The sequence below is a fragment of the Exiguobacterium sp. s141 genome (assembly GCF_018618085.1).
Taxonomy (GTDB): domain Bacteria; phylum Bacillota; class Bacilli; order Exiguobacteriales; family Exiguobacteriaceae; genus Exiguobacterium; species Exiguobacterium mexicanum_A.
In genome coordinates this window covers 247773-269970 of record NZ_JACSLJ010000002.1, presented here as the reverse complement: position 1 = coordinate 269970, position 22198 = coordinate 247773, and the positions used below count along the sequence as shown (strand labels likewise).

The 22198-nt window shown below is 55.4% G+C and carries 19 protein-coding genes and 1 pseudogene; 5 read left to right on the top strand and 15 right to left on the bottom strand.

The genetic code is table 11. The features are described from left to right. Positions 1-17: 17 nt before the first annotated feature. From KNP74_RS05900 to secD, 3 genes and pseudogenes are all read right to left on the bottom strand, one after another. Positions 18-536: an adenine phosphoribosyltransferase gene (locus KNP74_RS05900; protein ID WP_214763816.1), complete on the bottom strand. Its 519-nt coding sequence runs from the start codon at positions 534-536 to the stop codon at positions 18-20. A 1-nt stretch (position 537) separates the two neighbouring features. Further along, on the bottom strand, positions 538-2829 hold the full coding sequence (gene recJ / locus KNP74_RS05895) for a single-stranded-DNA-specific exonuclease RecJ (protein WP_214763815.1): 2292 nt from the start codon (positions 2827-2829) through the stop codon (positions 538-540). Between the two features lie 101 nt (positions 2830-2930). After that, positions 2931-5145, bottom strand: a pseudogene (secD, locus tag KNP74_RS15090) (protein translocase subunit SecD). Between the two features lie 220 nt (positions 5146-5365). Between secD and zupT the strand changes: the two are divergent. Next, complete coding sequence (gene zupT, locus KNP74_RS05880; RefSeq protein WP_214763813.1) at positions 5366-6220, top strand: zinc transporter ZupT; 855 nt, start codon at positions 5366-5368, stop codon at positions 6218-6220. 40 nt (positions 6221-6260) lie between these two features. Here zupT and KNP74_RS05875 read toward each other — a convergent pair whose 3' ends face one another. From KNP74_RS05875 to KNP74_RS05835, 9 genes are all read right to left on the bottom strand, one after another. Further along, positions 6261-8021 (bottom strand): methyl-accepting chemotaxis protein, encoded by a 1761-nt coding sequence (locus tag KNP74_RS05875; protein WP_214763812.1) that lies wholly within the window; start codon positions 8019-8021, stop codon positions 6261-6263. 186 nt (positions 8022-8207) lie between these two features. Beyond that, positions 8208-8486, bottom strand: a complete 279-nt coding sequence (gene yajC, locus KNP74_RS05870; RefSeq protein WP_021066898.1) for a preprotein translocase subunit YajC — start codon at positions 8484-8486, stop codon at positions 8208-8210. Positions 8487-8570: 84 nt separating this feature from the next. Next, positions 8571-9716, bottom strand: coding sequence for a tRNA guanosine(34) transglycosylase Tgt (tgt, locus tag KNP74_RS05865; protein ID WP_021066897.1), 1146 nt, complete (start codon positions 9714-9716; stop codon positions 8571-8573). Further along, entirely contained in the window at positions 9713-10756 is a 1044-nt protein-coding gene (gene queA, locus KNP74_RS05860) for a tRNA preQ1(34) S-adenosylmethionine ribosyltransferase-isomerase QueA (RefSeq protein WP_128122996.1), read from the bottom strand. The genes tgt and queA overlap by 4 nt, the downstream gene beginning before the upstream one ends. A gap of 19 nt (positions 10757-10775) precedes the next feature. After that, positions 10776-11771 (bottom strand): Holliday junction branch migration DNA helicase RuvB, encoded by a 996-nt coding sequence (gene ruvB / locus KNP74_RS05855; protein WP_034776878.1) that lies wholly within the window; start codon positions 11769-11771, stop codon positions 10776-10778. Positions 11772-11781: 10 nt separating this feature from the next. Then, positions 11782-12369: a Holliday junction branch migration protein RuvA gene (gene ruvA / locus KNP74_RS05850; RefSeq protein WP_034776877.1), complete on the bottom strand. Its 588-nt coding sequence runs from the start codon at positions 12367-12369 to the stop codon at positions 11782-11784. A gap of 83 nt (positions 12370-12452) precedes the next feature. After that, positions 12453-13532 carry a quinolinate synthase NadA gene (gene nadA / locus KNP74_RS05845; RefSeq protein ID WP_138859733.1) on the bottom strand — a complete coding sequence of 360 codons (1080 nt, stop codon included), beginning with the start codon at positions 13530-13532 and terminating at the stop codon, positions 12453-12455. Then, on the bottom strand, positions 13495-14364 hold the full coding sequence (gene nadC / locus KNP74_RS05840; protein WP_214763810.1) for a carboxylating nicotinate-nucleotide diphosphorylase: 870 nt from the start codon (positions 14362-14364) through the stop codon (positions 13495-13497). The genes nadA and nadC overlap by 38 nt, the downstream gene beginning before the upstream one ends. Next, entirely contained in the window at positions 14318-15751 is a 1434-nt protein-coding gene (locus KNP74_RS05835) for an L-aspartate oxidase (RefSeq protein WP_214763809.1), read from the bottom strand. The genes nadC and KNP74_RS05835 overlap by 47 nt, the downstream gene beginning before the upstream one ends. 95 nt (positions 15752-15846) lie before the next feature. Here KNP74_RS05835 and KNP74_RS05830 point away from each other — a divergent pair, with 95 nt between their 5' ends. The 4 genes from KNP74_RS05830 to KNP74_RS05815 all read left to right on the top strand — a co-directional run bounded on the left by KNP74_RS05830 (position 15847) and on the right by KNP74_RS05815 (position 19083). Next, on the top strand, positions 15847-16977 hold the full coding sequence (locus tag KNP74_RS05830) for a cysteine desulfurase family protein (RefSeq protein ID WP_251130107.1): 1131 nt from the start codon (positions 15847-15849) through the stop codon (positions 16975-16977). Next, on the top strand, positions 16955-17494 hold the full coding sequence (locus KNP74_RS05825; protein ID WP_034776872.1) for a transcription repressor NadR: 540 nt from the start codon (positions 16955-16957) through the stop codon (positions 17492-17494). The genes KNP74_RS05830 and KNP74_RS05825 overlap by 23 nt, the downstream gene beginning before the upstream one ends. Positions 17495-17598: 104 nt before the next feature. Further along, on the top strand, positions 17599-18180 hold the full coding sequence (locus KNP74_RS05820; RefSeq protein ID WP_138859737.1) for a DedA family protein: 582 nt from the start codon (positions 17599-17601) through the stop codon (positions 18178-18180). Positions 18181-18306: 126 nt separating this feature from the next. Further along, positions 18307-19083 carry an NUDIX domain-containing protein gene (locus tag KNP74_RS05815; RefSeq protein ID WP_214763807.1) on the top strand — a complete coding sequence of 259 codons (777 nt, stop codon included), beginning with the start codon at positions 18307-18309 and terminating at the stop codon, positions 19081-19083. A 44-nt stretch (positions 19084-19127) separates the two neighbouring features. Here the strand turns inward: KNP74_RS05815 and KNP74_RS05810 are convergent, their stop codons facing one another. Genes KNP74_RS05810 through KNP74_RS05800 form a run of 3 tightly spaced genes read right to left on the bottom strand, consistent with a single transcriptional unit; the run spans position 19128 to position 22160 of the window. Next, complete coding sequence (locus KNP74_RS05810; protein ID WP_256441342.1) at positions 19128-20414, bottom strand: hemolysin family protein; 1287 nt, start codon at positions 20412-20414, stop codon at positions 19128-19130. Positions 20415-20429: 15 nt separating this feature from the next. Beyond that, the gene (gene obgE, locus KNP74_RS05805) at positions 20430-21719 is read right to left on the bottom strand and encodes a GTPase ObgE (RefSeq protein ID WP_034776868.1); all 1290 of its coding nucleotides are present in this window, start codon (positions 21717-21719) and stop codon (positions 20430-20432) included. Further along, positions 21720-22160 carry a Spo0B domain-containing protein gene (locus tag KNP74_RS05800; protein WP_034776867.1) on the bottom strand — a complete coding sequence of 147 codons (441 nt, stop codon included), beginning with the start codon at positions 22158-22160 and terminating at the stop codon, positions 21720-21722. Positions 22161-22198 lie beyond the last annotated feature (38 nt).

The window sequence follows — 22198 nt, the reverse complement described above, 5'->3', positions numbered from 1 at the left end:
CCATCGCTTCCCTTTGATTAATCTTCGTAACGGATGAGTGAGAACACGTCGTATCCTTCGAGACGCTCACGTCCACCAAGTCCATCAAGCTCGATTAAGAATCCGATCCCAGCGACGACGCCGCCGAGCTGTTCAATCATTTTGATTGTCGCTTCGATCGTTCCGCCTGTTGCGAGCAAGTCATCCAAGATGACGACTTGTTGGCCCGGTTTGATCGAGTCTTTGTGCATCGTCAAAATGTCTGTGCCGTATTCGAGTCCGTAAGAGACGCGAACCGTCTCACGTGGCAACTTGCCTTCTTTACGGACCGGGACGAACCCGAGCTCAAGTGCGTATGCTGCCGGGCAACCGACGACGAAACCGCGTGCCTCAGGGCCGGCGATGAGTTCAGCACCGCGCTCCTGTGCGTAAGCGATGAGCTCGTTGACCGCTTTTTTATAAGCCGGGCCGTCTTGCATGAGTGACGTGATGTCCTTGAAGCTGATCCCTTCTTTCGGGTAATCCGCTACTTCTTTAATATGCTGTTTGAAATCCATTTTATGTGTAAGCCTCCTGCATCTTGTTCGATCGCAATGATTGTAACCGCTCTTTCAGTTCTGCCAACGACGCATAGATGAAACGCTCCTCGAGTTGGACTCGTCCGACCCGGCGCTTATAACACGGCGCTTCGGTCAAATCGCGTTTCGGCGCTTCTGGATTCACTCCAGGCAGTCCGTCTTCCATTGTAACAAGAAATTCGAGTTCAGAGAATACTTGATGCATAAATTGAATCGTATTTTTTGACCATTTTCGCTCGATTGACAAACGAATCAAGTTTTCGCGCAGGTTTTTCCGTTCGCACGTCGCCATGTGGACGTAGTATGTTCGGAAATCTTCACGCGTCGGCAACTTCTCGAAGAACGAGCCGCCTTGTCCGAACGCACAGTAGATGCGTTCGACGTCCTCGGTCAACAAGTCCGCCAATACGTCTTCCTCGTCCGGCAAATCGAGCAAGACGACAAACGGCTTGAGCGGCGTATCAAGGTCGTGGAGCGGGAAGTCGTCCCGCCCTTGGAACGAGATGAACGACGTCGTGTCGCCCGGGAGCTGTTTCAATTCGTCGAGCGAATTTTTCTTGCCCCGATAATCGAACACTTGGAACCCGTCGACACGGATGTCTTGAATCATGAGCTGCGGCTTGCGCATCCCGTTCCATTCATTTACTTGCAGACTGCCCATGACCGAGACGTGGGCCATCTTCGAGATTTCAGAGACGACGTGACCGAAACCGAAGCCGATGCCATCAAGTTCCCGCTTATCCCCGGCGAGCTGAACCTTCAAATGGGTGTTGTCGCGCCCGATTTGACGGATATCGCGAAGTCTAGCGTCTGCCACGACGACACGCGGTGATGGATTACCCATCCCGAACGGGGCGAGCTTGCCGATTTCTGCAATCAAGTCGAGCGACACGTCGTTCACGTCAAGTTTCAAGTCGACGTTCACGCGGGCGACGAACGTCTCGTCCGGAATCGATTCGGCCTGTTCGTTCAGACGCCGGCGCAGTTCGGCCACGTTTTCCGATAACAAGGTCATCCCGGCTGCGGCCGGGTGTCCGCCGAAGTGCGGCAAGATGTCTTCATTTTTCGACAGTTCTTTGAACAAGTCGAAACCGTCGATCGAACGGCCCGACCCCTTCGCCTTCCCTGTTTTCGGGTCGTGGCACAACAGGATGACCGGACGATAGTACGCCTCGACGAGTCGTGAGGCGACGATCCCGACGACACCCGGATTCCATCGTTCGCTGGCGACGACGAGGACGCGGTCGTCCGTCATCGAGGCCTCGACGAGTTCCGTCGCTTCTTTGGCGATCGTCTTGACGATGTCTTGACGTTCTTTGTTCTGTTTGTCGAGCTGTTGTGCCAGTGCGAGCGCTTCTTCCTCGCTCTCGGCGAGCAACATTTGGAGCGCCGGCATCGCCGAGTCGAGACGACCAGCGGCGTTGATGCGCGGACCGAACGCGAACCCGACCGATTCCTCGTTCAATGTCCCGTCCGTCAACGCACACACTTCACGGAGCGCCAAAATACCCGGGCGTTTCGAATCATCGAGCGCCTTGAGTCCGAGCTTGGCGAGCAAACGGTTCTCCCCATCGAGCGGGACGAGATCGGCAATCGTGCCGAGGACGGCCAAGTCGAGAAGCTCGTCCGGCATCCGGTCGAGCACGGCGTGCGCCACTTTGAGGGCGACGCCTGCCCCGGCGAGTTTGTCATACGGATACGACGGGTCGATATGAGGATGGATGATAGCGAATGCATCCGGTAACGTCTCTTTCGGTTCGTGGTGATCGGTGATGATCAAATCGACACCGAGCTCTTTCAAGAGCGCCGCTTCTTCAATCCCCGAGATGCCGCAGTCGACCGTGATGATGAGGGTGAACCCTTCACCGGCGGCCCAGCTGAACGCCTCTTTGTTCGGCCCATATCCTTCGGTGAACCGGTTCGGGATATAGCATTCCGCCATGACGCCAATCTCGGTCAAGGCGTGCCACATGACGGCCGAGGCGCTGACACCATCGACGTCATAGTCACCATATATGAGCACCATCTCGCCTTCGTCGGCCGCCCGTTTCACGCGTTCGACGACTTTTGGCATCTGTTCAAATAAAAACGGGTCGTGGAACGTCAATTCATCCTCGACGTATAAAAACGCCTTGGCCGCCTCGACGTCGCGGTGCCCCCGTTGTGTGAGGAGCGTCGCGAGTTGCTCCGATATATTCAATTCTGTCTGTAACTGTTCAACCGCGGCCGTATCCGTCTCCGGATACACCCAACGTTTCTTCGCATGATACATAATGCCTCACTCCAATCAATTGTAGATTATATCAGAACGAGCGAGTGAAGTGCCGTCTTGACATTCAAAAAGGTCCCCCGATTGACTCGGGAGACCAGTGGTTACGCCTCTGGGGCAGCTGATTTCTTTTTGTTGAGCGACATGCCTTTGATGAGCAACCAAAGGTACGAAGCGATGAAGATCGACGAGTACATTCCCATGATGAGACCGACGAGAAGCGCGAGCGAGAAGCCGCGAATCGATTCGGCACCAAAGATGTACAAGGCGATGACGGTGAACAATACAGTGACGACCGTGTTGATCGAGCGAACGATAGTCTCTTGAATCGCTTTGTTCACGAGCATACGGTACTCGTCCATCGTCTTGATTTTCCGTTCTTTCTCATACGCTTGGATGTTCTCGCGCACCCGGTCGAACGTAACGATTGTATCGTTGACCGAATACCCGATAATCGTCAAGATCGCGGCGACGAAGTACAAGTTGACCTCGATGCCAAAAATCGAGAACGCCACAAGCATGAAGAACGCATCGTGGAGCATGGCGACGACGGTGGCGACACCGTAAGAGAATTGGAAGCGGAACGTGATATACAAGATAATCCCGAGCGATGCGAGCGAGACGGCGTAAATCGCGTTACGGGCGATGTCTCGACCGACTTCGGCTGAGACGGTGCTGATGTTCGGGTCGTTCCCGAACGTCTCCGTGAATACGGTCTTCACCGAAGCGACTTCATCTTGAGTGAGCTGCCCGACGAACGTCACGTTCGCGAGCGTCCCGCCTTCTGCATATTGAACGGACGAAATGTCTTCATCCACGCCTGCCTCGGTGAAGGCGGCCGCTAAATCGTCTTGCGACACTTGCGACTCGGTCTGGACTTCGACCCGCGTTCCAGACGCGAAGTCGATTCCGAGGTTCAAGCCGCGGAAGAACAAGATCCCGAGTCCGATGATGACGACGGCACATGAGATGAGGAACAACGTGCGCATCGGTTTAATATAGTTTAATTCAGTGAGCTTAAAGTTCACGGATTTCACTCTCCTTCACACCAAACCAGCCTTTGCGCTTGTCGAAGAGACGACTTGCGACGAGGAGGTGCATCAAATAGCGCGAGATGAAGACGTTCGAGATGAACGTCATCGCGATCGAGATCATGAGCATGAGCGCGAACCCTTTGACGGAACTCGTTCCGAAATAGAACAAGACCGCTGCCGAGATGAGCGTCGTCAAGTTGGCATCGATGATCGTACTGAGCGAGCGACGGTTACCGGCACGGAACGCCGATAGGACCGACTTCCCTGAGCGGAGTTCGTCTTTAATTCGTTCGGCCGTGATGATGTTGGCATCGACTGCCATACCGATACCGAGAACGAGACCGGCAATCCCTGGGAGCGTCAAGACGGCGTTAATGCCGTTAAAGAACAACATAATCAAATTGATATACAAAATGAGCGTGATGATCGAGACGAGACCGGGTAAACGATAGAAGAACAACATGAACAAGAAGATAGCGACGACACCGATGACCGAAGCGAATACAGTCTTCTCAAGTGCATCTTGACCGAATTGGGCCGAGACCGACGTCGAGTAAATCTCTTCAAGTTTGACCGGGAGTGCCCCGGCGTTCAAGATGTCAGCGAGTCGTTGACCACTCTCGGCGTCGATATCCCCACCGGAGATGATGGCTTTATCCGAAAGAATCGGTCCGTTGACCGAGGCGTCCGAGACGATTTTCGAGTTCTCTTTTTGAATCTCTTCTTCGTACGAGTCACCTTCCTCATAATCGAGCCAGATGACAAGGCGGTTTTCCGGTGCCGGGCGCTGAGCGATCTCAGACGTCACTTCACCGAACTGTTCTGCTGATTGGAGCGTCAATTCAACAACCGGGTTGCCTTGCTGATCGTAGCTGATTGAGGCACCGCGCGGCGCGAGATCTTTTCCGTCGAGCAGGACGTTGTCATCGATGTCGCGGAACGTAAGCTGCGCCGTCGACGACAGCACTTCTCGGGCATCGTTTTGGTTCGATACACCCGCGAGTTGGACACGAATCCGGTTATCATCCTCAATCCGAATGTCCGGTTCAGACACACCGAGCACGTTGACCCGGTTGTTGATGGCGCGAACGGTTGCATTCATCGCCGATTGGTCGATGACATCGCCGTCTTCGAGCGGTTGCACTTCATACAGCACTTCAAACCCGCCTTTTAAATCGAGACCGAGGTTCGTGTTCTTCTCGACCCAAGGTGTCGTGAAGACGGCGAGTAGAATCGTTGCAATCATGATGACCGCAAAGATCGCGATATTCCCTTTTTTGTACATACGACTATTTCCTTTCTAAACACATGTTCTCGTAAAAAAACTTCTCTCGTTAACATTACAAATATTCTAAACATTTATCAATCGTTTTCCTGAAATTGTAACACCCACACGTTGATTTCCCACGCTTTTTTGCACTTGCGACTAAAAGTTGCATTAGGGCAAAACTTGAGCTATGATGTGATTATCAACTTACACACTACATGCAAAGGAGTCCTTTCTAATGGATAGTACGATACTCTATGCCTTTTTACTGACGCTGTTCGCTGGACTCGCGACGGGGATAGGAAGTATGATCGCCTTCTTCGCCAAACGGACCAACACGGCATTCTTGTCGGTATCCCTTGGCTTCTCAGGCGGGGTCATGATTTACGTATCCTTTATCGAGATTTATCCGAAAGCGCTCGATGAACTCGTCGGGGCCCACGGAGAGCAGGCCGGGACGCTCTATACCGTCCTCGCCTTCTTCGGCGGGATGTTGTTGATCGCCTTGATCGACAAGTTCATCCCGTCTCCGGAAAACCCACACGAAGTCAAATTTGTCGAGACGATGCAAAACGACCCGTCGTCCCAGGAACTTGCGACGACGGCGACCGAACGTGTCCCATTGAACCAAGAGACGAAACAACGGCTTCATAAAATGGGTCTGTTCATGGCGCTCGCCATCACCATCCATAACTTTCCGGAAGGTTTAGCGACGTTTATCTCGGCCCTCGATGACCCGGCGGTCGGTCTCGCCATCGCCATCGCCATCGCATTACACAACATTCCGGAAGGCATCGCCGTCTCGGTCCCAATCTATTATGCGACCGGTTCTCGGAAGAAGGCGCTGAAACTGTCCTTCTTGTCCGGACTTGCCGAACCGCTCGGAGCGGTCGTCGGTTTCCTTCTTTTGATGCCATTCTTGAGTGACACGGTGTTCGGCCTCTTGTTCGCAGGCGTCGGCGGCATCATGGTGTTCATCTCGCTCGACGAGTTACTCCCAGCTGCCCGTGAATACGGACGGGCCCACCATGCGGTGTACGGCATGGTCGCCGGTATGATGGTCATGGCAGCCAGTCTGATTTTGTTAATGTAACCGAAACAGCGTCTCCCCGATTGTCGAGGAGACGCTGTTTTCATGCCTTGAATAAATGAACAAGATCTTTCAACTCGACGGACATATGGCTCATCGTCTCGGCGATGCCGTTGATTTCTTGAATGGCGGCGAGCTGTTCTTCGACGTTCGCGCCTGCTTCTTCCACGCTTCGTTGCGTCGACACGGCATTCGTCGACATATCCTCGACCGAGACCGCTACCTCGGTCGTGTTCGCGCTCACTTCTTCCGTCGCCGCCGCGATCTCACTCATTTGACGAGACGTCTCTTGAATGACAGAGACGATCTCACGGAACGCACCGGCGACTTCTCCCATTTGGGTGACGCCGCTCGTCACATGCTGGCTTGTGACGTCGAACGCCGCTTCTACTTCCGACGTGTCGCGCTGAATGTCGGCGACGACCGCTTGAATCTGTTTGGCCGACTGTTTCGACTCTTCGGCGAGTTTTCGGACCTCGGCCGCGACGACGGCAAACCCTTTCCCGTGTTCACCGGCCCGGGCCGCTTCAATCGCGGCGTTTAGGGCTAGCAGGTTCGTCTGTTCCGTGATGGCGGTGATCGAACGCGTGATTTTCTCGATCTCGAGCGATTGATTCGATAAGCGCTCGACCATCTGTTGCGTCAAGTCGTTCGCTTGTTGAATCTCCCGCATCTGCTGCTCGGCCAACTGAATTGTCTCCAGTCCCCCACTCGCCGCTTCGAGTGTATGAATCGTCTGCTCGTTCACGCCTTGCGAGGCAGCGGCGATTTGGTTCAAGCCGACGACGGCTTGATTGACGCCGGACGTCCCTTCTTCGGCCCGTTTCGCCGACACTTGGGCGGCAAGGTTCATCTGTTCGAATAGACCGGCTACACCTTGCGTCGTCGTGGCGACATGGTCCGTACTGGCGTACAGCTCTTCCGAATAGGCCGTCACTTTATCCGAGGCTGCACCGACTTGGCGAATCAGGCCGACGAGGTTCCGTTTCATATCGTTGAACGCCGTGACGAGGTCACCGAGCTCATCGTTTGAACCGACCTCGATATCGTCTCCGGTCAAGTCTCCCTCGGCAACGACGCGCGCTTCGCTGACGAGTCGATTGATCGGCTTCAAGAACAGCTTTTGGAGGGCTACTAGTGAAAGTAGACCGACAGCGACGCCGATGATGCTGATGACGATCATCCAGATGATCGATTGCCCGGCACTCGCCTGGACCGCTTCCGACTCAGCGGCGAGCGCTTCGCCTTGATACGTGACGAGGTCGGTCACCGTCATTCGGACACGATCCGTCGTCGGTGTCACACTCGTATTGAGCACCGTCTTGTATCCGATCTCGTCTTGTTGTTGACGGAGGTCGATGACGCGCGCCATCTCCGTGTCGAGATGTTGATTGAACTTCTCGAGATCATCAAGCCAGGCGAGCACTTTCGGATCTTCTGTCGACTGTTGGAGCGTATTCATCAATTCGTCCCGTTTCGTTTGGGAAGCCTCAAGGCTAATCAACGTTTTCGGGTTCGAGACGAGCAGGTAGTAGTTCAAATAACGCTCGGCATCGGTCACGGTCAACGCCAAATCTTCGGCGACGAGCATATCTTGGAGCCGCTCGTTCAAGACGCGGTCATACTCTGACGTCGCGTTCTGTAATTGATACGAGCCGAGCGCACCGACGATCAATAAAGCGATCAGTGTCGGCACGAGCGCCATCGCCATCTTACGGCGCATCGACGAGCGTCCTTTCACGCGGTTAGGGCGACGTCGTACCTTCCATTTTTTGAGTGGGCGTAGCAATCGTTTCACATCCATGTCTTCTTCTCCTTCTTTCCAATTCTTCTCAACTTGACGATAATGCAAACGTTTTCACGATTCAATTTGATTTTTGGAAAACAGGTGGATGATTCGTCGGATTGACGAAGTTTGTCAAAAATAAATCATTTTTCAAAGTATGACAAAAAAAATACGCCTGACCAGTGATGGTCAGGCGTTGTTTGGTTACTCGGCGAATGATGAGTTGCCTTTTTTCGTCACTTCAGCAATCGCACTGCGATTGAACTTGAGGAGTGACTGGTCACATTTCAATGTGACTTGTGTATCTTCGATTTGGTGGACGACGCCGTGAAGGCCGCCGATTGTTACGACGTGATCCCCACGCTCAAGCGCGTTTTGCATCGATTGTACTTCTTTCTGACGTTTCGTCTGCGGACGGATCAACAAGAAGTAGAACACGACGAAAATAAGGATCATCGGTAATAGTGCTACGAGAGTTTCCATGCGTAAAATTCACCCTTTCCTTCAATATCAGGTTCATTATACCGTGAAACTGAAACGTTGTCACATAATCGCTGTCAGAACAATTTAGAAATTCTTAGCGTTTGGTTTGTTATACCCATATTCTTCGAAAAACTCTTCCTTGAAGTCCAAGAGACGGTCTTCGCGGATGGCTTGACGTACTTGACTCATCAAGTTCACGAGGAAGTGAAGGTTGTGTGTCGAACAGAGGTGAAGCCCGAACATCTCGTCGGCGCGAATCAAGTGGTGCACGTACGCGCGCGAATAGTTCTTACACGTGTAGCAATCGCACTTCTCGTCGATTGGTCCGAAATCCGTCTTATGTTTCGCATGTTTGATCGTGACGCGGCCTTTCGATGTCATAAGCGTCCCGTTGCGGGCGATCCGGGTCGGCAAGACGCAGTCGAACATGTCGATGCCGCGAATCGAGCCTTCGATCAACGCATCCGGTGAACCGACGCCCATCAAATAGCGCGGCTTGTTCTCCGGCATGAACGGTGTCGTGAACTCGAGTGCGCGGTACATGACGTCTTTCGGTTCACCGACCGATAATCCACCGACGGCATAACCTGGGAAATCAAGCGAGACGAGGTCGGCCGCACTTTGACGACGGAGATCTTCGTACTCGCCGCCTTGGATGATACCGAACAACGCCTGGTCTTCCGGACGTTCGTGTGCCGCGAGGCAACGCTCTGCCCAACGGCTCGTCCGCTCGACCGATTTCTTCATGTATTCATGCGTCGCCGGGAATGGCGGGCATTCGTCGAACGCCATCATGATATCCGAACCGAGCGCGTTTTGAATCTCCATCGCCTTCTCCGGTGACAAGAACAACTTGTCGCCGTTCAAGTGGTTGCGGAAATGGACGCCTTCTTCTTGGATGTTGCGAAGGTCGGCGAGCGAGAAGACTTGGAAGCCGCCCGAGTCCGTCAAAATCGCGCCGTCCCAGTTCATGAACTTATGAAGGCCGCCGGCTTGTTTGACGACCTCATGTCCTGGACGAATCCAAAGGTGGTACGTGTTCGAGAGGATGATGTTCGCTCCCATCGCCTTGACTTGTTCCGGGGCCATCGTCTTGACGGTCGCCTGCGTGCCGACCGGCATGAAGACAGGTGTCTCGAACGAGCCGTGCGGCGTATGGACGATTCCGTGCCGCGCTCCCGTCTGTTTACATGTGTGGATATGTTCGTATGTGACTGCGTGTTTGGTCATTTGTTCTCTTCCTTCCTCGTGATGAGCATCGCGTCCCCAAAGCTGAAGAAGCGGTAACGTTCTTGTACCGCCGTGCGGTACGCGTTCAAAATGATGTCGCGCGACGCGAACGCCGAGACGAGCATGACGAGTGTCGACTTCGGCAGATGGAAGTTCGTGATCAGTCCATCAATCGCCTTCAACTCGACGCCTGGGTAGATAAAGATGTCCGTCCAGCCCGATGACTCGACGAAATCCCCATGGTCGCGCACGATCGTCTCGAGCGTCCGGGTCGACGTCGTCCCGACGGCGAAGACGCGGCCGCCGCTTGCACGGACATCGCGGAGCGCTTCAGCCGAAGCGGCCGACAGTTCGAAATACTCACTGTGCATCGTGTGCTCTTCGATCGTATCGGCCGTGACGGGGCGGAACGTACCGAGACCGACGTGGAGCGTGAGCGGGATCAGCTTGACGCCTTTCGCCTCTGCCGCTGCGAGCAGTTCTTCCGTGAAGTGGAGGCCTGCCGTCGGTGCGGCCGCACTCCCGCGTTCACGGGCATACACCGTCTGATAACGGTCTTGGTCGTCGAGCTGTTCACGGATGTAGGGCGGGAGCGGCATCGTGCCGAGCTCATCTAAAATCTCATAGAAGATGCCGTCGTAATCGAACTTGAAGCGGCGTCCCCCTTCCGGCAGCTCTTCGACACATTCGGCCCGGAGCAACCCGTTGCCGAACTCGACGATGGCGCCGACTCGGACTTTTTTCGCCGGTTTGACGAGCGCTTCCCAGACATCATCTTCCGTCTGCTTCAAAAGAAGAAGCTCGACTTTCCCGCCCGTCTCCTGCTTCGCCCCGAACAATCGGGCCGGGAGCACGCGCGAGTCGTTGACGACGAGAGCGTCGCCTGCCTGCAAGTAGTCGAGCACGTCACGGAAATGACGGTGCTCGATATCGCCCGTGTCGCGGTCGAGGACGAGCAGTCGTGAGCTCGTCCGGTCAAGAAGCGGTACTTGGGCGATCAGTTCTTCCGGTAAGTCAAAATCATAGTCGTTTACGTTCAATTGAATGTCTTGCATATCGTTACTCCTCTTCATAGCCAAAATGCGTCTTTGCGTACTGGGTGATCATCCGGCCGCGCGGCGTCCGTTGCAGAAAACCTTGTTGCAACAAGTACGGCTCATACACGTCCTCGATCGTTTGGGCATCCTCCCCAATCGTCGCGGCGAGCGTCTCGAGTCCGACCGGTCCACCGCCGAACCGTTCGACCATCGCCCGTAACAGCCGATGGTCGACTTCGTCGAGCCCGAGGGCGTCGACATGCAACCGGTCGAGCGCGTCTGAGGCGAGCACCGGATCGATTTCTTTCGTTCCCGCCACTTGGGCAAAATCACGAACTCGGCGCAACAGCCGGTTGGCGATCCGCGGCGTACCGCGTGCACGTTTCGCGATGGCACCGCTCGCCTCTGGTGAGATCGACAGGCGGAACAGTTGGGCCGTCCGACTGACGATGGCGGCGAGCTCATGCGGCTCGTAGTATTCGAGCTTCAACGTCACACCGAAGCGGTCACGGAGCGGCGCCGACAACATGCCGGCCCGCGTCGTCGCGCCGACGAGCGTGAACGGCGGTAAATCGATGCGGACGCTTCGCGCCATCTCGCCTTGTCCGTAGACGATGTCGAGACAGTAGTCTTCCATCGCCGGATAGAGAATCTCTTCAATCGTGCGGCTCAAGCGATGAATCTCGTCGATGAACAGGACGTCGCCCGGTTCGAGCGTCGACAGGATTGCGGCGAGGTCACCTGGGCGTTCGATGGCTGGGCCGGCCGTCGTCTTGATGCCGACGCCCATCTCGTTGGCGATGATTTGGGCAAGCGTCGTCTTTCCGAGTCCCGGAGGACCGTAAAGGAGGACGTGGTCGAGTGTCTCGCTGCGGAGCTTCGCGGCTTGGATAAAGATCGACAAGTTGCCTTTCGCCTTCTCCTGTCCGATATACTGCTCGAACTTTTGCGGACGCAAGCTCCACTCTTCAGAGTCTTCATATTGTTGATGGGATTGTGACAACAATCGTTCGTCCATGGTCTCCTCCTTATTTCAATAGCAATTGCAGGGCGCGCTTTATGTAAGCGTCTGTCGTCAATATTTCTGAATTCAGTTCCTTGCGGACACGGGTGATCTCACGCTCTGAATACCCGAGTGCGACGAGCGCTTCGCACGCCTCGTCGAGTTCGGAGGCCCCTTGAGCGAACAGTCCGGTGTTCGGTACGTAATCCGGGGCGAGCTCGGACAGCTTGCCTTTCAAATCGAGCGCCATCTGCTTCGCCGTCTTCTTGCCGACACCCGGGAACTTCGTCAAATACTTCTCGTTCTCGGTCTCGATCGCGTCGATGAGCGCGTCCATATCGCCTGAGGCGACGATGGCGAGTGCGCCTTTCGGTCCGATGCCGTTGACGCCGAGCAGTTTATTGAACAGTTCGCGTTCCCGACGTGAGCGGAAACCGTACAGTGTCTGTTGATCTTCACGCACATAATGATGCGTAAACACGATTACATGTTCGTCTTGTTCACGATAAAAAAACGGGTTAGGCACATGTACTTTGTAGCCGACGCCCGAAACATCCAACGTTATATATTCCGCGCACACATAGGCGACGGAGCCTTTTACGAATTCAATCACGGTCATATCTCCTCTTCATGGGAAAACTGCATTCATTGTACCATAACCACCGCCACGAAAAAAGGACAGGCGATTGCCTGTCCTCAGTGCGCGAGCATCCGCTCGAGGGCGAGTGTCGCCCACTTCGTCGTCTCTAGATCGACACGGATGACGTTGACCGGATCGGTCTCGAGCGACTCGAGCGCCCAGAGCAGATGCGGCAAATCGATGCGGTTCATCGTCAAGCACGGACACATGTACGGATTGAGCGAGATGATATCGAGCTCGGGGTGCGTCGCCGCGAGACGGTTGACCAAGTTCATCTCGGTGCCGACGGCCCACTTCGTCCCCGGCGCGCTCGCTTCGATTTGCTCGATGATATATGACGTCGACCCGGCCTCGTCCGCCGCCTGCACGACGTCGAACGTGCACTCGGGATGGACGATGATGCGTCGTTCCGGGTCGTTCTTCCGTAACGCCTCAATTTGGGCGACGTTGAACTTCTCATGGACCGAGCAGTGCCCTTTCCACAGAATGACCCGCACGTCCTCGATGTCACCCTCATAGACGAGTCGTTCCCGGAGTGGGTCCCAGACGGCCATCGCCTCGAGCGGCACGCCCAAGTCATATGCCGTGTTCCGTCCGAGATGCTGGTCCGGTAAGAACAGAATCCGCTCGCCCGCCTCGAGTGCCCAACGGACGATGTCATGGGCATTGGAAGATGTGACCGTCGCGCCCCCGTTCTTGCCGACGAACGCCTTGATCGCCGCCGTCGAATTGACGTACGTGATCGGAATGATATCATCACCGAACGTATCGGTCAGCTCTTCCCAAGCGACCTCCGTCTGATCGATATCGGCCATGTCCGCCATCGAGCATCCGGCCCGCATGTCCGGCAAAATGACGAGCTGGTCGTCACGCGTCAGCATGTCGGCCGTCTCGGCCATGAAGTGGACGCCACAGAAGACGATGAACTCCGCCTCGCTCATCTGTTCGGCGAGCCGTGCGAGCTGGAGCGAATCTCCGGTCGCATCCGCGAACTGGACGACCTCGTCTTTTTGATAATGGTGGGCCGGTAAAAACAGGCGGCTGCCGAGCCGTGCTTTGATGGCTTCAATCCGTTGTTCCATCTGTTCAATCGTCAACTCAGCGTACTGCGCTGGCATCGTTCCGAGTAATTGCATATTTGATTCCTCCTACAAGATTTAGACTGCAATCGAGCGCCGTCACCGAATGCGTCAACTGCCCGATCGAGATGACGTCGACACCCGTACCGCGATACGTTGCGATCGTCTCGACAGTGATACCTCCTGACGCCTCCGTTTTAATATGTGGTGGTACGAGCGCACGCCACGCCTTCAGTTCTTCTGGTGCCCGGTTGTCGAACATGATGATGTCGGCGTTCGCCGCGATCGCCTCATGCAGTTGTTCGAGCGTCTCGACCTCGACTTCAATCGGCGTCGTGTGGCCGGCAAGCATCCGAGCTCGTGCGACCGCGTTCGTGATCCCGCCAAGGGCCGTGATGTGGTTGTCTTTGATCATGATGGCATCGTCGAGACGGAGCCGATGGTTCTTCCCACCACCCGAACGGACGGCATGTTTCTCAAGCATACGAAGCCCGGGCGTCGTCTTGCGGGTGTCCGTGACGGCGATCGTCGGGTCGTCGAGCCGTTCGACGCAGCGCCGCGTCATCGTCGCGATCCCGCTCAAGTGCTGGACGAGGTTCAACAGCACCCGTTCCGTCTCAAGGAGCGTCCGCGTCTTGCCTCGCAAAATAAAGAGCGTGTCACCTGCCGTGACGTTCGTGCCGTCCGGTTGGCACGATTCGACGACGAGACGTTGCAACTGCGCCAGCTCGAGGACGACGTCCATGCCGCAGAAGACGCCGTCTGCCTTGGCACTGACCGTGGCGAGCGACGTCTCGCGGTGGTCAATCAAGGCACTCGAGGCGTCCCCAAACCCGATGTCCTCATGTAAAAATGCTGTCAGCTGTTCGCGCAAGGCGATTTTGTTCATCTGAATCCTCCGTTCTTATAACGGCACTGGCCAACAGGCGTGCCGCTTTCAGACTCAACGTCTGTTCACTTAATTGTCTTGACACGTGTTTCGTCTGTGCCAGTTGTTGGGTATTTTCTAAGAAACTTACGATTTCGCCAATCTGAGGCGAGATTGTCAACCATTCCCCAATCTGTTGCCGATAGCGGCTGAACAGATCATCCGAAACCTCATACACGGTCGTCTCGTTCACCGTGAACGGCTTCTCCTCCACCATCACCGCTGCCGCCACCCGCTTCCCGAACACCCAGCATTCGAGTAACGAATTTGACGCCAGTCGATTTTTCCCGTGGACGCCCGAATCGGCGACCTCACCAACCGCATATAACCCAGCGACGGTCGTCCGCCCGTCTACGTCGACGTCCACACCGCCCATATGAAAATGTAGCCCGGCCCGCACTGGGATTCGCGTCGCGTCGAGCCCATACATCCGGCACGTCTCGACGAGTTTTGGGAACCGTTCATCAATTCGCTCGACGCGACTCGTATCCAAGTAGACGGTGCCGTCATGACGCGTGAGTGACCGAGCGACCTCGTCCCTAGGGGCGAGGCTTCCGAGTGGATGGTGAGCCATCACGTGACGTCCTGACGCATCGACGAGCGTCGCGCCTGCTCCTCTTAACGCTTCCGTGACGAGGTGGGGCGAATCGACCGCGAGTAACGTCGGGTGGAATTGGATACGAGACAAGTTCTTGAGTCTCGCTCCGATCTCATCCGCCAAGACGAGCCCGTCCCCCGTGACCGAGCGACAATTCGACGTCCAATCGATGAGTCCACCGATTCCCCCGGTCGCCAAGACGACGGCTCCGGCCTGGACGTGAAGACGTGTCTTTCCGTTGAATCCGGTCGCCCCGGTCACGCGGCCGTCGGTCTTCACCAACGAATCGATCAATACGTGTTCCATGACGGTCACGTTATCTGGCAATTGACGCCGAAGCGTCGCCATGACGTGCCGTCCGGTCTCGTCCCCGCCGACGTGAAAGATTCGATTCATGCCATGCGCCCCTTCGCGTCCGACGGCGTACTCAGCACCCTCCCGGTCGAAGACGACACCGAAGCGCTCCAAGTCGCGGATCGCGCTCCGTCCTTCTTCGACGAGTGTATAGACCCGGTCTGGCACGGCTGCGAGTTTCGAGGCGACGAGCGTATCCCGCTCATGGTCGACACTCGATGGCTCCAAATACGAGCTCGCGATCCCGCCTTGGGCCAGATCTGAGTTCGCGCTTGTCACTTCGTGCTTGGAGACGACAAGGACGTTCAATGAATGAGGCAAATGGAGTGCCACCGTCACGGCGGCCAAGCCAGCCCCAACGATCAATACATCGACCCGTTCAAACTGTAAAGACATCTGTATATCACCTGTTTTTCATATGTAATGTTGACTTGTAAACTAGTTTCGCATAATTTTGTGAAGAAGACAACATGAGAAAAGGGGAACTTACGATGAACCGTTACTTTGATTATGCGGCGACGCACCCGATGACAAAATCCGCTCTCGACCATTACGTGGCCATGGCACGAAGCGTATACGGTAACCCGTCTTCCCTCCACACGCACGGCTATATGGCGGAAGATTACTTGACCGAATCCCGACGTCTGTTGAAGCAGGCGCTCGGGCTCGACATGCTCCGCGGCAAGCTCCTCTTCACCGGAAGCGGCTCCGAGAGCAACTATATCGCCCTCACGAGTCTCCGGAAGCGCATGAAAGGCAGTGAAGTCATCACGTCGTGGCAAGAACACGACTCGGTCGCGCTTCTGCTTGACGAGTGGGAAGCCGAAGGGCTCACCGTCCACCGCTTGAAGCTGAAGGGCGGACGGTTCGACCACGAGACGTTCACGCATCTGCTCGACCGGGATATCGGGCTCGTCACGTTCCAACACGTCAACTCGGACACCGGATGGACGCTCCCGCTCCACAACATCCTCTGCCAGTTGAAATATAAGAAAGTGTTGTTCCACGTCGACGGCGTCCAGGCGCTCGGCAAGATCCCGGTCTCCGTCGACGGGATTGACGCCTATTCGTTCAGCGCCCATAAAGTCGGGGGGCCGAAAGGCGTCGGCGGCCTCTATATGGAACGGCTGTTGCCCCCGCCCTATTATCCGGGACACCATCAATACGGCATCCGTCCCGGCACCATCGACGTGCCCGGCATCTGCGCTTTCGTCAAAGCGTTCACCGACCGTCACGAGCAACGGACACGTCATGAAAGAAATTTCTTGGCGTTTCGTGCTATCTTGAAAGAGAAGACATCGTCTTACGTGGATTGGCTCGAGTTCGACCAGCAGAGCCCCGCCATCTTCTCGTTCGTCTCGAAACAGCGGGACGGGCAATGGTGGATGACCGAACTCGACGGGCTCGGGTTCCAAGTGTCGGCAGGGTCGGCCTGTCGGGCCGGCCAGAACGGACCGAACCGGATGCTCGAGTCGCTCGGCTATGAGACGAGCGCCTGTCACGGACTCGTCCGCATTTCTTTCGGCGAAGACACGACCATCGAGACCACGACGGCACTCGCCGAAGCCATCGTCACTTTAGCAAGGAGAGTTGGATCTTATGAACAAACGCTTAGCCGGTGAAGAACGCCGGCGCACGTTACTGGAAATGATTGAACAGAGTTCCGAGCCGATCACAGGCTCCGAGCTCGCCCGCCGCGTCGCCGTCAGCCGACAAGTCGTCGTCCAAGACTTGTCGCTCTTGAAGGCGAAGGGCCATCAGATCGTCGCGACCGCCCGCGGGTACGTCTATCTACCAGGTGAGGCGTCACCGTCCGCCTATACCCGTAAAATCGTCTGTCGCCACGAGGCCGAGGACATGGAAGCGGAGATGAACGCCATCGTCGACGAGGGCGTCACGATTCGCGACGTCATCATCGACCATCCGGTCTACGGTTCATTGACGGGGCAATTGATGGTGAAGAGCCGTCGCGACGTCCGTGCTTTCCTCGAACGGGTCGAGGCGAACCAAGCCGCCCCGCTGTCGCATTTGACGGGTGGTCTCCACATTCATACGCTCGAGGCCGATAGTGAAGACGCCATCGATGCCGCCGTCTCAGAACTTGAACGGCTCGGCGTCCTCGTCTCCGAGCTCGACTAAGATGTCACAAATACGTGACATCTTTTCTTTTGCTTTCGACTCATGTTCGTTATACTGATGGATGGAATGCATCCTGTACAAAATTTGGAAAGGGGGAAACGGTCATGTGGCACTTTCTCGAGCAACTGTTGCTCGGGTGTGGCGTTTTTAGCGTCCCGCTCGGCATCTTCATCCAACTCATCCCGAACGAGCTCGTGCTCGCCTACGGCGGCTACCTGACCGGATCTCTCGACACCTCGTTCCTGTTCGTCTTCCTGCTCGCCTGGGCGGCGTTCGTCATCAGTCAAATCGTCTTATATGGGATTGGCCGCTACGGAGGACGCCCTGTCGCCCTTCGCCTCTATCGGTCGTTCCGCATCAGCGAGGCGAAGCAACGCCGGGCCGAGACTTGGTTCGAGACGTACGGCGCTTGGATCGTCTGTCTGAGCGTCATTTGGCGCCAACTGTTCGCCGTCAGCGCCGGGGTCATGCGGTTATCGTTCCGGAAGTTTTTGACGGTGACCGTCCTCATCTTCGCCGTTTGGTCGTTCATCTTCGTCAAACTCGGGATGATGCTCGGCGACAATTGGCGTCACATCGGTGAAGTCACACACGGGTTCTTGCCGTACGTCGGCATCGGCATCGGGCTGTTCTTTCTCATCCGCTATATCCGTGCGAATCCGCGCCTATTCAAAAAGTCAGCCTGAGCAGATGCGCTCGAGCTGACTTTTTTTGATATAGAGGGAAAACGGATCGTGATGACGAATATAGAGTTATGAGGAAAGCGTTTTTTTCTCGGAATAGAGACAGCCACCTTCAAAGGAGGAATTACCATGTTCCATCGTCGAAAAACGTACACCATCCGTCCTGAACGCTTAGACGAATTCACCGAATTTTTCCATACATACCTGTATCCGATTCAGGTATCGCACGGCGCACGGCTCGTCGGTCGTTGGGTGACCGAAAACAAGAGCGAGGTCATGGCCCTGTGGGAATACCGCGACCGCGAGCACTACGAGCAAGTCGAACGCGATTACCGTTCGAGCGGCTTGCGCCGCGAGGCGATGAAGAAGCGGGCCCGTCTCGGCAAAGATTTATATATCAAATCGAGTGAGGAGTTCATGATGCCGACCGGTCACTATACGCCACCGCGCACGATCGTCTCCGTGACCGCCTATGTCACGAACGAGGCCGGTGAAGTGTTGCTCGTTAAAAACACGCACCGGAGCGACACGTATGAGATGCCGGGCGGACAAGTCGAGGAGCATGAATCGATTGTCGACGCCGTGCATCGTGAAGTGAAAGAAGAGACCGGTGTCGATATTGAAGTCGAAGGCATCACCGGTATTTATCAAAACGTCTCCTCGCGCGTGCTCTGCGTCACGTTCCGTGCCCGCTACGTCTCCGGCGACCTGCAACCGCAGGAAGGCGAGACGCAAGAAGTCGGCTTCTTCAAGGTCGATGCGTCGAACGTCGGCGACTACATCAAACGTGAGCACTTCCAAATGCGTCTCGTTGATGCGATCGACCCGACGTATATGCCGCACGCCATCTATAAAGTACGCCCTTACGAGCTACTCGAACGCGTCGAGCGCCATCATACCGTCTAAACAAAAGGAGGGACCGCCAGTTGGCGGCCCCTCCTTCAGTTCGTTTACGCTTGTTCGACCGGTTCGGATTGACCCGTCTCGACGAGCAATTTGCGAATCCGACGCTTTTCGACGTGGAGAACGGTGAACGTCATGTCATCGTACGTGACACGCGCACCTTTCTCTGGAATGTCTCCTAATAGTTCGACGATCCAACCACCCATCGTGTTGGCATCTACTTCAGGTTCTTTAATTCCCATCTCATCAGCGAACTCATCGACATCCATGTCGGCCATACACTCGTAGACGCCGTCACGGAGTCGTCTCAAATAGACGATCGATTCGTCGTGCTCGTCCCAAATGTCTCCGACGAGCTCCTCGAGCATATCTTCGAGTGTGATCAGACCGGCCGTCCCGCCGAATTCGTCGAGGACGACGGCCATGTGCGATTGTTTTTGCTGGAGTACAGGAAGCAGCTCAATCAATTTTGTCTGCGGCGATACGTACGTGAGCGGACGAATGAGCGAACGGACGTCCGTCACTTCATCCCGCATCATCGAACGAAGGAAATCACGCTCTGACAACACCCCGATGACGTTGTCAATCGAGTCTTTATACACCGGCAGACGAGAATGTCCACCGCTAAAGATCGTGTCTTTGATCTCTTCAAGCGTATCGTCAATGTTGACGGCGAGGATATCGATCCGCGGCGTCAACACATCGTCGACGGTAATGTCGTTGAAGGCGAAGGCGCTATGCACGAGTTCCGCTTCGGTCTCGCCGAGCACCCCTTCTTCTTCTCCCATATCGACGAGCACTTTCAACTCTTCTTCCGTCACGGACGGCTCTTTGTCGTTCATCCCAATCATGCGGAGCACCAACTTCTTCAACCCGGTAAAGATCATCGTCACCGGTTTCAAGACTTTGACGAGGAACAACAAAATGCCGCTGATGAGAAGCGAATACTTCTCCGCGAACTCTTTCGCGAGCGACTTCGGTAAAATCTCACCGAAAATCAAGATGACAATCGTCGTCGCGAACGTCGAGATGACGAGTCCGGCCCCACCCGAGTAAATACTCGTGGCGATGGCCGTCGACACCGTCGCGGCACCGATGTTGACGATGTTGTTCCCGACGAGGATCGTCGAGAGCGTGTCATCGAAGCGGTCGACGAGGTGGAGGACGCGCTTGGCGCCCTTGTCCCCGTCTTCACTCATACGAATCATCCGGACGCGGTTCACACTCGAGAGCGCGGTCTCGGCAGAAGAGAAAAAGGCTGACAACATAACTAAAACTGCATAAAGAATTAAACTAGACGAGGGCACAGGGTCCACGTTTACTTCACACTCCATTTCATTAATAAAAGATTATTCGACAAATTCGAATTCAAAATCCAAGATAGCGACGACGCTGCCGTCTTCGGCACCCAACTTGCGAAGGTCGTCATCGACGCCCATTTGACGCATTTGACGCGCGAAGCGTTTGATCGACTCGTCGTGATCGAAGTTCGTCATCTTGAAGAGCTTCTCGATGCGCGGCCCCGTGATCACGAAGCGTTCGTATTCATCGACATGAATCTGATACCCTTTCTCTTCCTTCTCGTAACGATAAACGACACGTGGTGTGGCCGTCTTCTCTTCGAGCTCTTCGAGTGGGAACTCAGGTGTCGAGTCCACGAGATTAGCTACTTCGATGAGCAGGTTGCGGAGTCCTTCTTTGGCGAGTGCCGAGATCGGGAAGACTTTGACGTCGTCTCCGATTTTCTTTTGGAACTCTTCCAATAATTCCGGCGCATCCGGCATGTCCATCTTGTTGGCGACAACGATTTGCGGACGCTCGAGGAGGCGTAAGTTATACGACTCGAGTTCGCGGTTGATCGTCGTGTAGTCTTCGAACGGGTCGCGCCCTTCCATGCCGCTCATATCGATCATGTGGACGATAACTTTCGTCCGCTCGATGTGACGAAGGAACTGGTGACCGAGACCGACGCCTTGGCTCGCCCCTTCGATGAGTCCTGGAAGATCGGCCATGACGAAGTCACGGTCGTCCGCCGTCTTGACGACACCGAGGTTCGGTGTGATCGTCGTGAAGTGGTACGCGCCGATTTTCGGGCGTGCCGACGAGACGACTGACAAGAGCGTCGATTTCCCGACTGACGGGAATCCGACGAGACCGACGTCAGCGAGCAATTTCAACTCAAGACGCAATTCGCGCTCTTGACCTGGCTCCCCGTTCTCGGCGATCTCTGGGGCCGGGTTGGCTGGCGTCGCAAAACGACAGTTCCCGCGGCCACCGCGGCCACCTTTGGCGATTGTGGCCCGTTGGCCGTGCTCGGTAAGGTCGGCGATGACCGTATCGGTCGATGCATCAAATACGATCGTACCTGGTGGGACTTTGACGACGAGCGGCTTCGCTTTTCGTCCGTGCATGCCTTTCGACATCCCTTTTTCACCGTCATGGGCGATGAACTTTTTCGAGAAGCGGAAATCTACGAGCGTGCGCAATCCTTCTTCTACTTCGAATACGACGTCACCACCGTGACCGCCGTCTCCTCCTGCTGGTCCACCGTCTGGAACATACTTCTCGCGGCGGAACGCGACCATCCCTTTACCGCCGTCTCCAGCTTTTACAAAAATATTAACCTGATCGACAAACATTTAATTCCCCTCCTTTATAACGAACGTAGAACATTCTACTGTCTGCTCGTACACTTCGTCTGACGTGAACACGTCGTCCGGCACATGACCGAAGACGCGGACCATCAGTCCGTCCGTGAACGTCACATGAATCGGTCCATCCGTTCCTGACAGAAGACGGACAAGTTTGTCCGCCACACGCGCGTCGTCGAGCGACACACGGTCGGCCGATACCTTGTAGGTCAACCGTCCTTCCCAATTCGCTTGTATGATGACGAGACTCGTCATCGGCAAATCCAAACGAATGAGCGCACTCTCCTCGTCGGCGTGCTGACGATATCGCTCGTACAGCTCCTCGAGTTTTTCAGGCTCGAGCGCCGCATACAAGGAGATCATCTGAAGCCGATTCATCCATTCGTGACGGACGGTCGATAATAGTTTCAGTGCTGCCTGTGAGTTCATGCAATCCTCTCCTAGGTAAAACTAGTAAAAAAGACTCT

Bases quoted from the DNA above. Each gene is read 5' to 3' on its own strand.
- tgt (WP_021066897.1), bottom strand. From the start codon at position 9,716: ATGACCAAACACGCAGTCACATACGAACATATCCACACATGTAAACAG.
- KNP74_RS05835 (WP_214763809.1), bottom strand. From the start codon at position 15,751: ATGTCTTTACAGTTTGAACGGGTCGATGTATTGATCGTTGGGGCTGGC.
- KNP74_RS05875 (WP_214763812.1), bottom strand. From the start codon at position 8,021: ATGGATGTGAAACGATTGCTACGCCCACTCAAAAAATGGAAGGTACGA.
- obgE (WP_034776868.1), bottom strand. From the start codon at position 21,719: ATGTTTGTCGATCAGGTTAATATTTTTGTAAAAGCTGGAGACGGCGGT.
- nadA (WP_138859733.1), bottom strand. From the start codon at position 13,532: ATGCAATTACTCGGAACGATGCCAGCGCAGTACGCTGAGTTGACGATT.
- KNP74_RS05830 (WP_251130107.1), top strand. From the start codon at position 15,847: ATGAACCGTTACTTTGATTATGCGGCGACGCACCCGATGACAAAATCC.
- zupT (WP_214763813.1), top strand. From the start codon at position 5,366: ATGGATAGTACGATACTCTATGCCTTTTTACTGACGCTGTTCGCTGGA.
- recJ (WP_214763815.1), bottom strand. From the start codon at position 2,829: ATGTATCATGCGAAGAAACGTTGGGTGTATCCGGAGACGGATACGGCC.
- ruvB (WP_034776878.1), bottom strand. From the start codon at position 11,771: ATGGACGAACGATTGTTGTCACAATCCCATCAACAATATGAAGACTCT.
- KNP74_RS05820 (WP_138859737.1), top strand. From the start codon at position 17,599: ATGTGGCACTTTCTCGAGCAACTGTTGCTCGGGTGTGGCGTTTTTAGC.
- KNP74_RS05900 (WP_214763816.1), bottom strand. From the start codon at position 536: ATGGATTTCAAACAGCATATTAAAGAAGTAGCGGATTACCCGAAAGAA.
- yajC (WP_021066898.1), bottom strand. From the start codon at position 8,486: ATGGAAACTCTCGTAGCACTATTACCGATGATCCTTATTTTCGTCGTG.
- KNP74_RS05800 (WP_034776867.1), bottom strand. From the start codon at position 22,160: ATGAACTCACAGGCAGCACTGAAACTATTATCGACCGTCCGTCACGAA.
- nadC (WP_214763810.1), bottom strand. From the start codon at position 14,364: ATGAACAAAATCGCCTTGCGCGAACAGCTGACAGCATTTTTACATGAG.
- KNP74_RS05825 (WP_034776872.1), top strand. From the start codon at position 16,955: ATGAACAAACGCTTAGCCGGTGAAGAACGCCGGCGCACGTTACTGGAA.
- KNP74_RS05815 (WP_214763807.1), top strand. From the start codon at position 18,307: ATGTTCCATCGTCGAAAAACGTACACCATCCGTCCTGAACGCTTAGAC.
- KNP74_RS05810 (WP_256441342.1), bottom strand. From the start codon at position 20,414: ATGGAGTGTGAAGTAAACGTGGACCCTGTGCCCTCGTCTAGTTTAATT.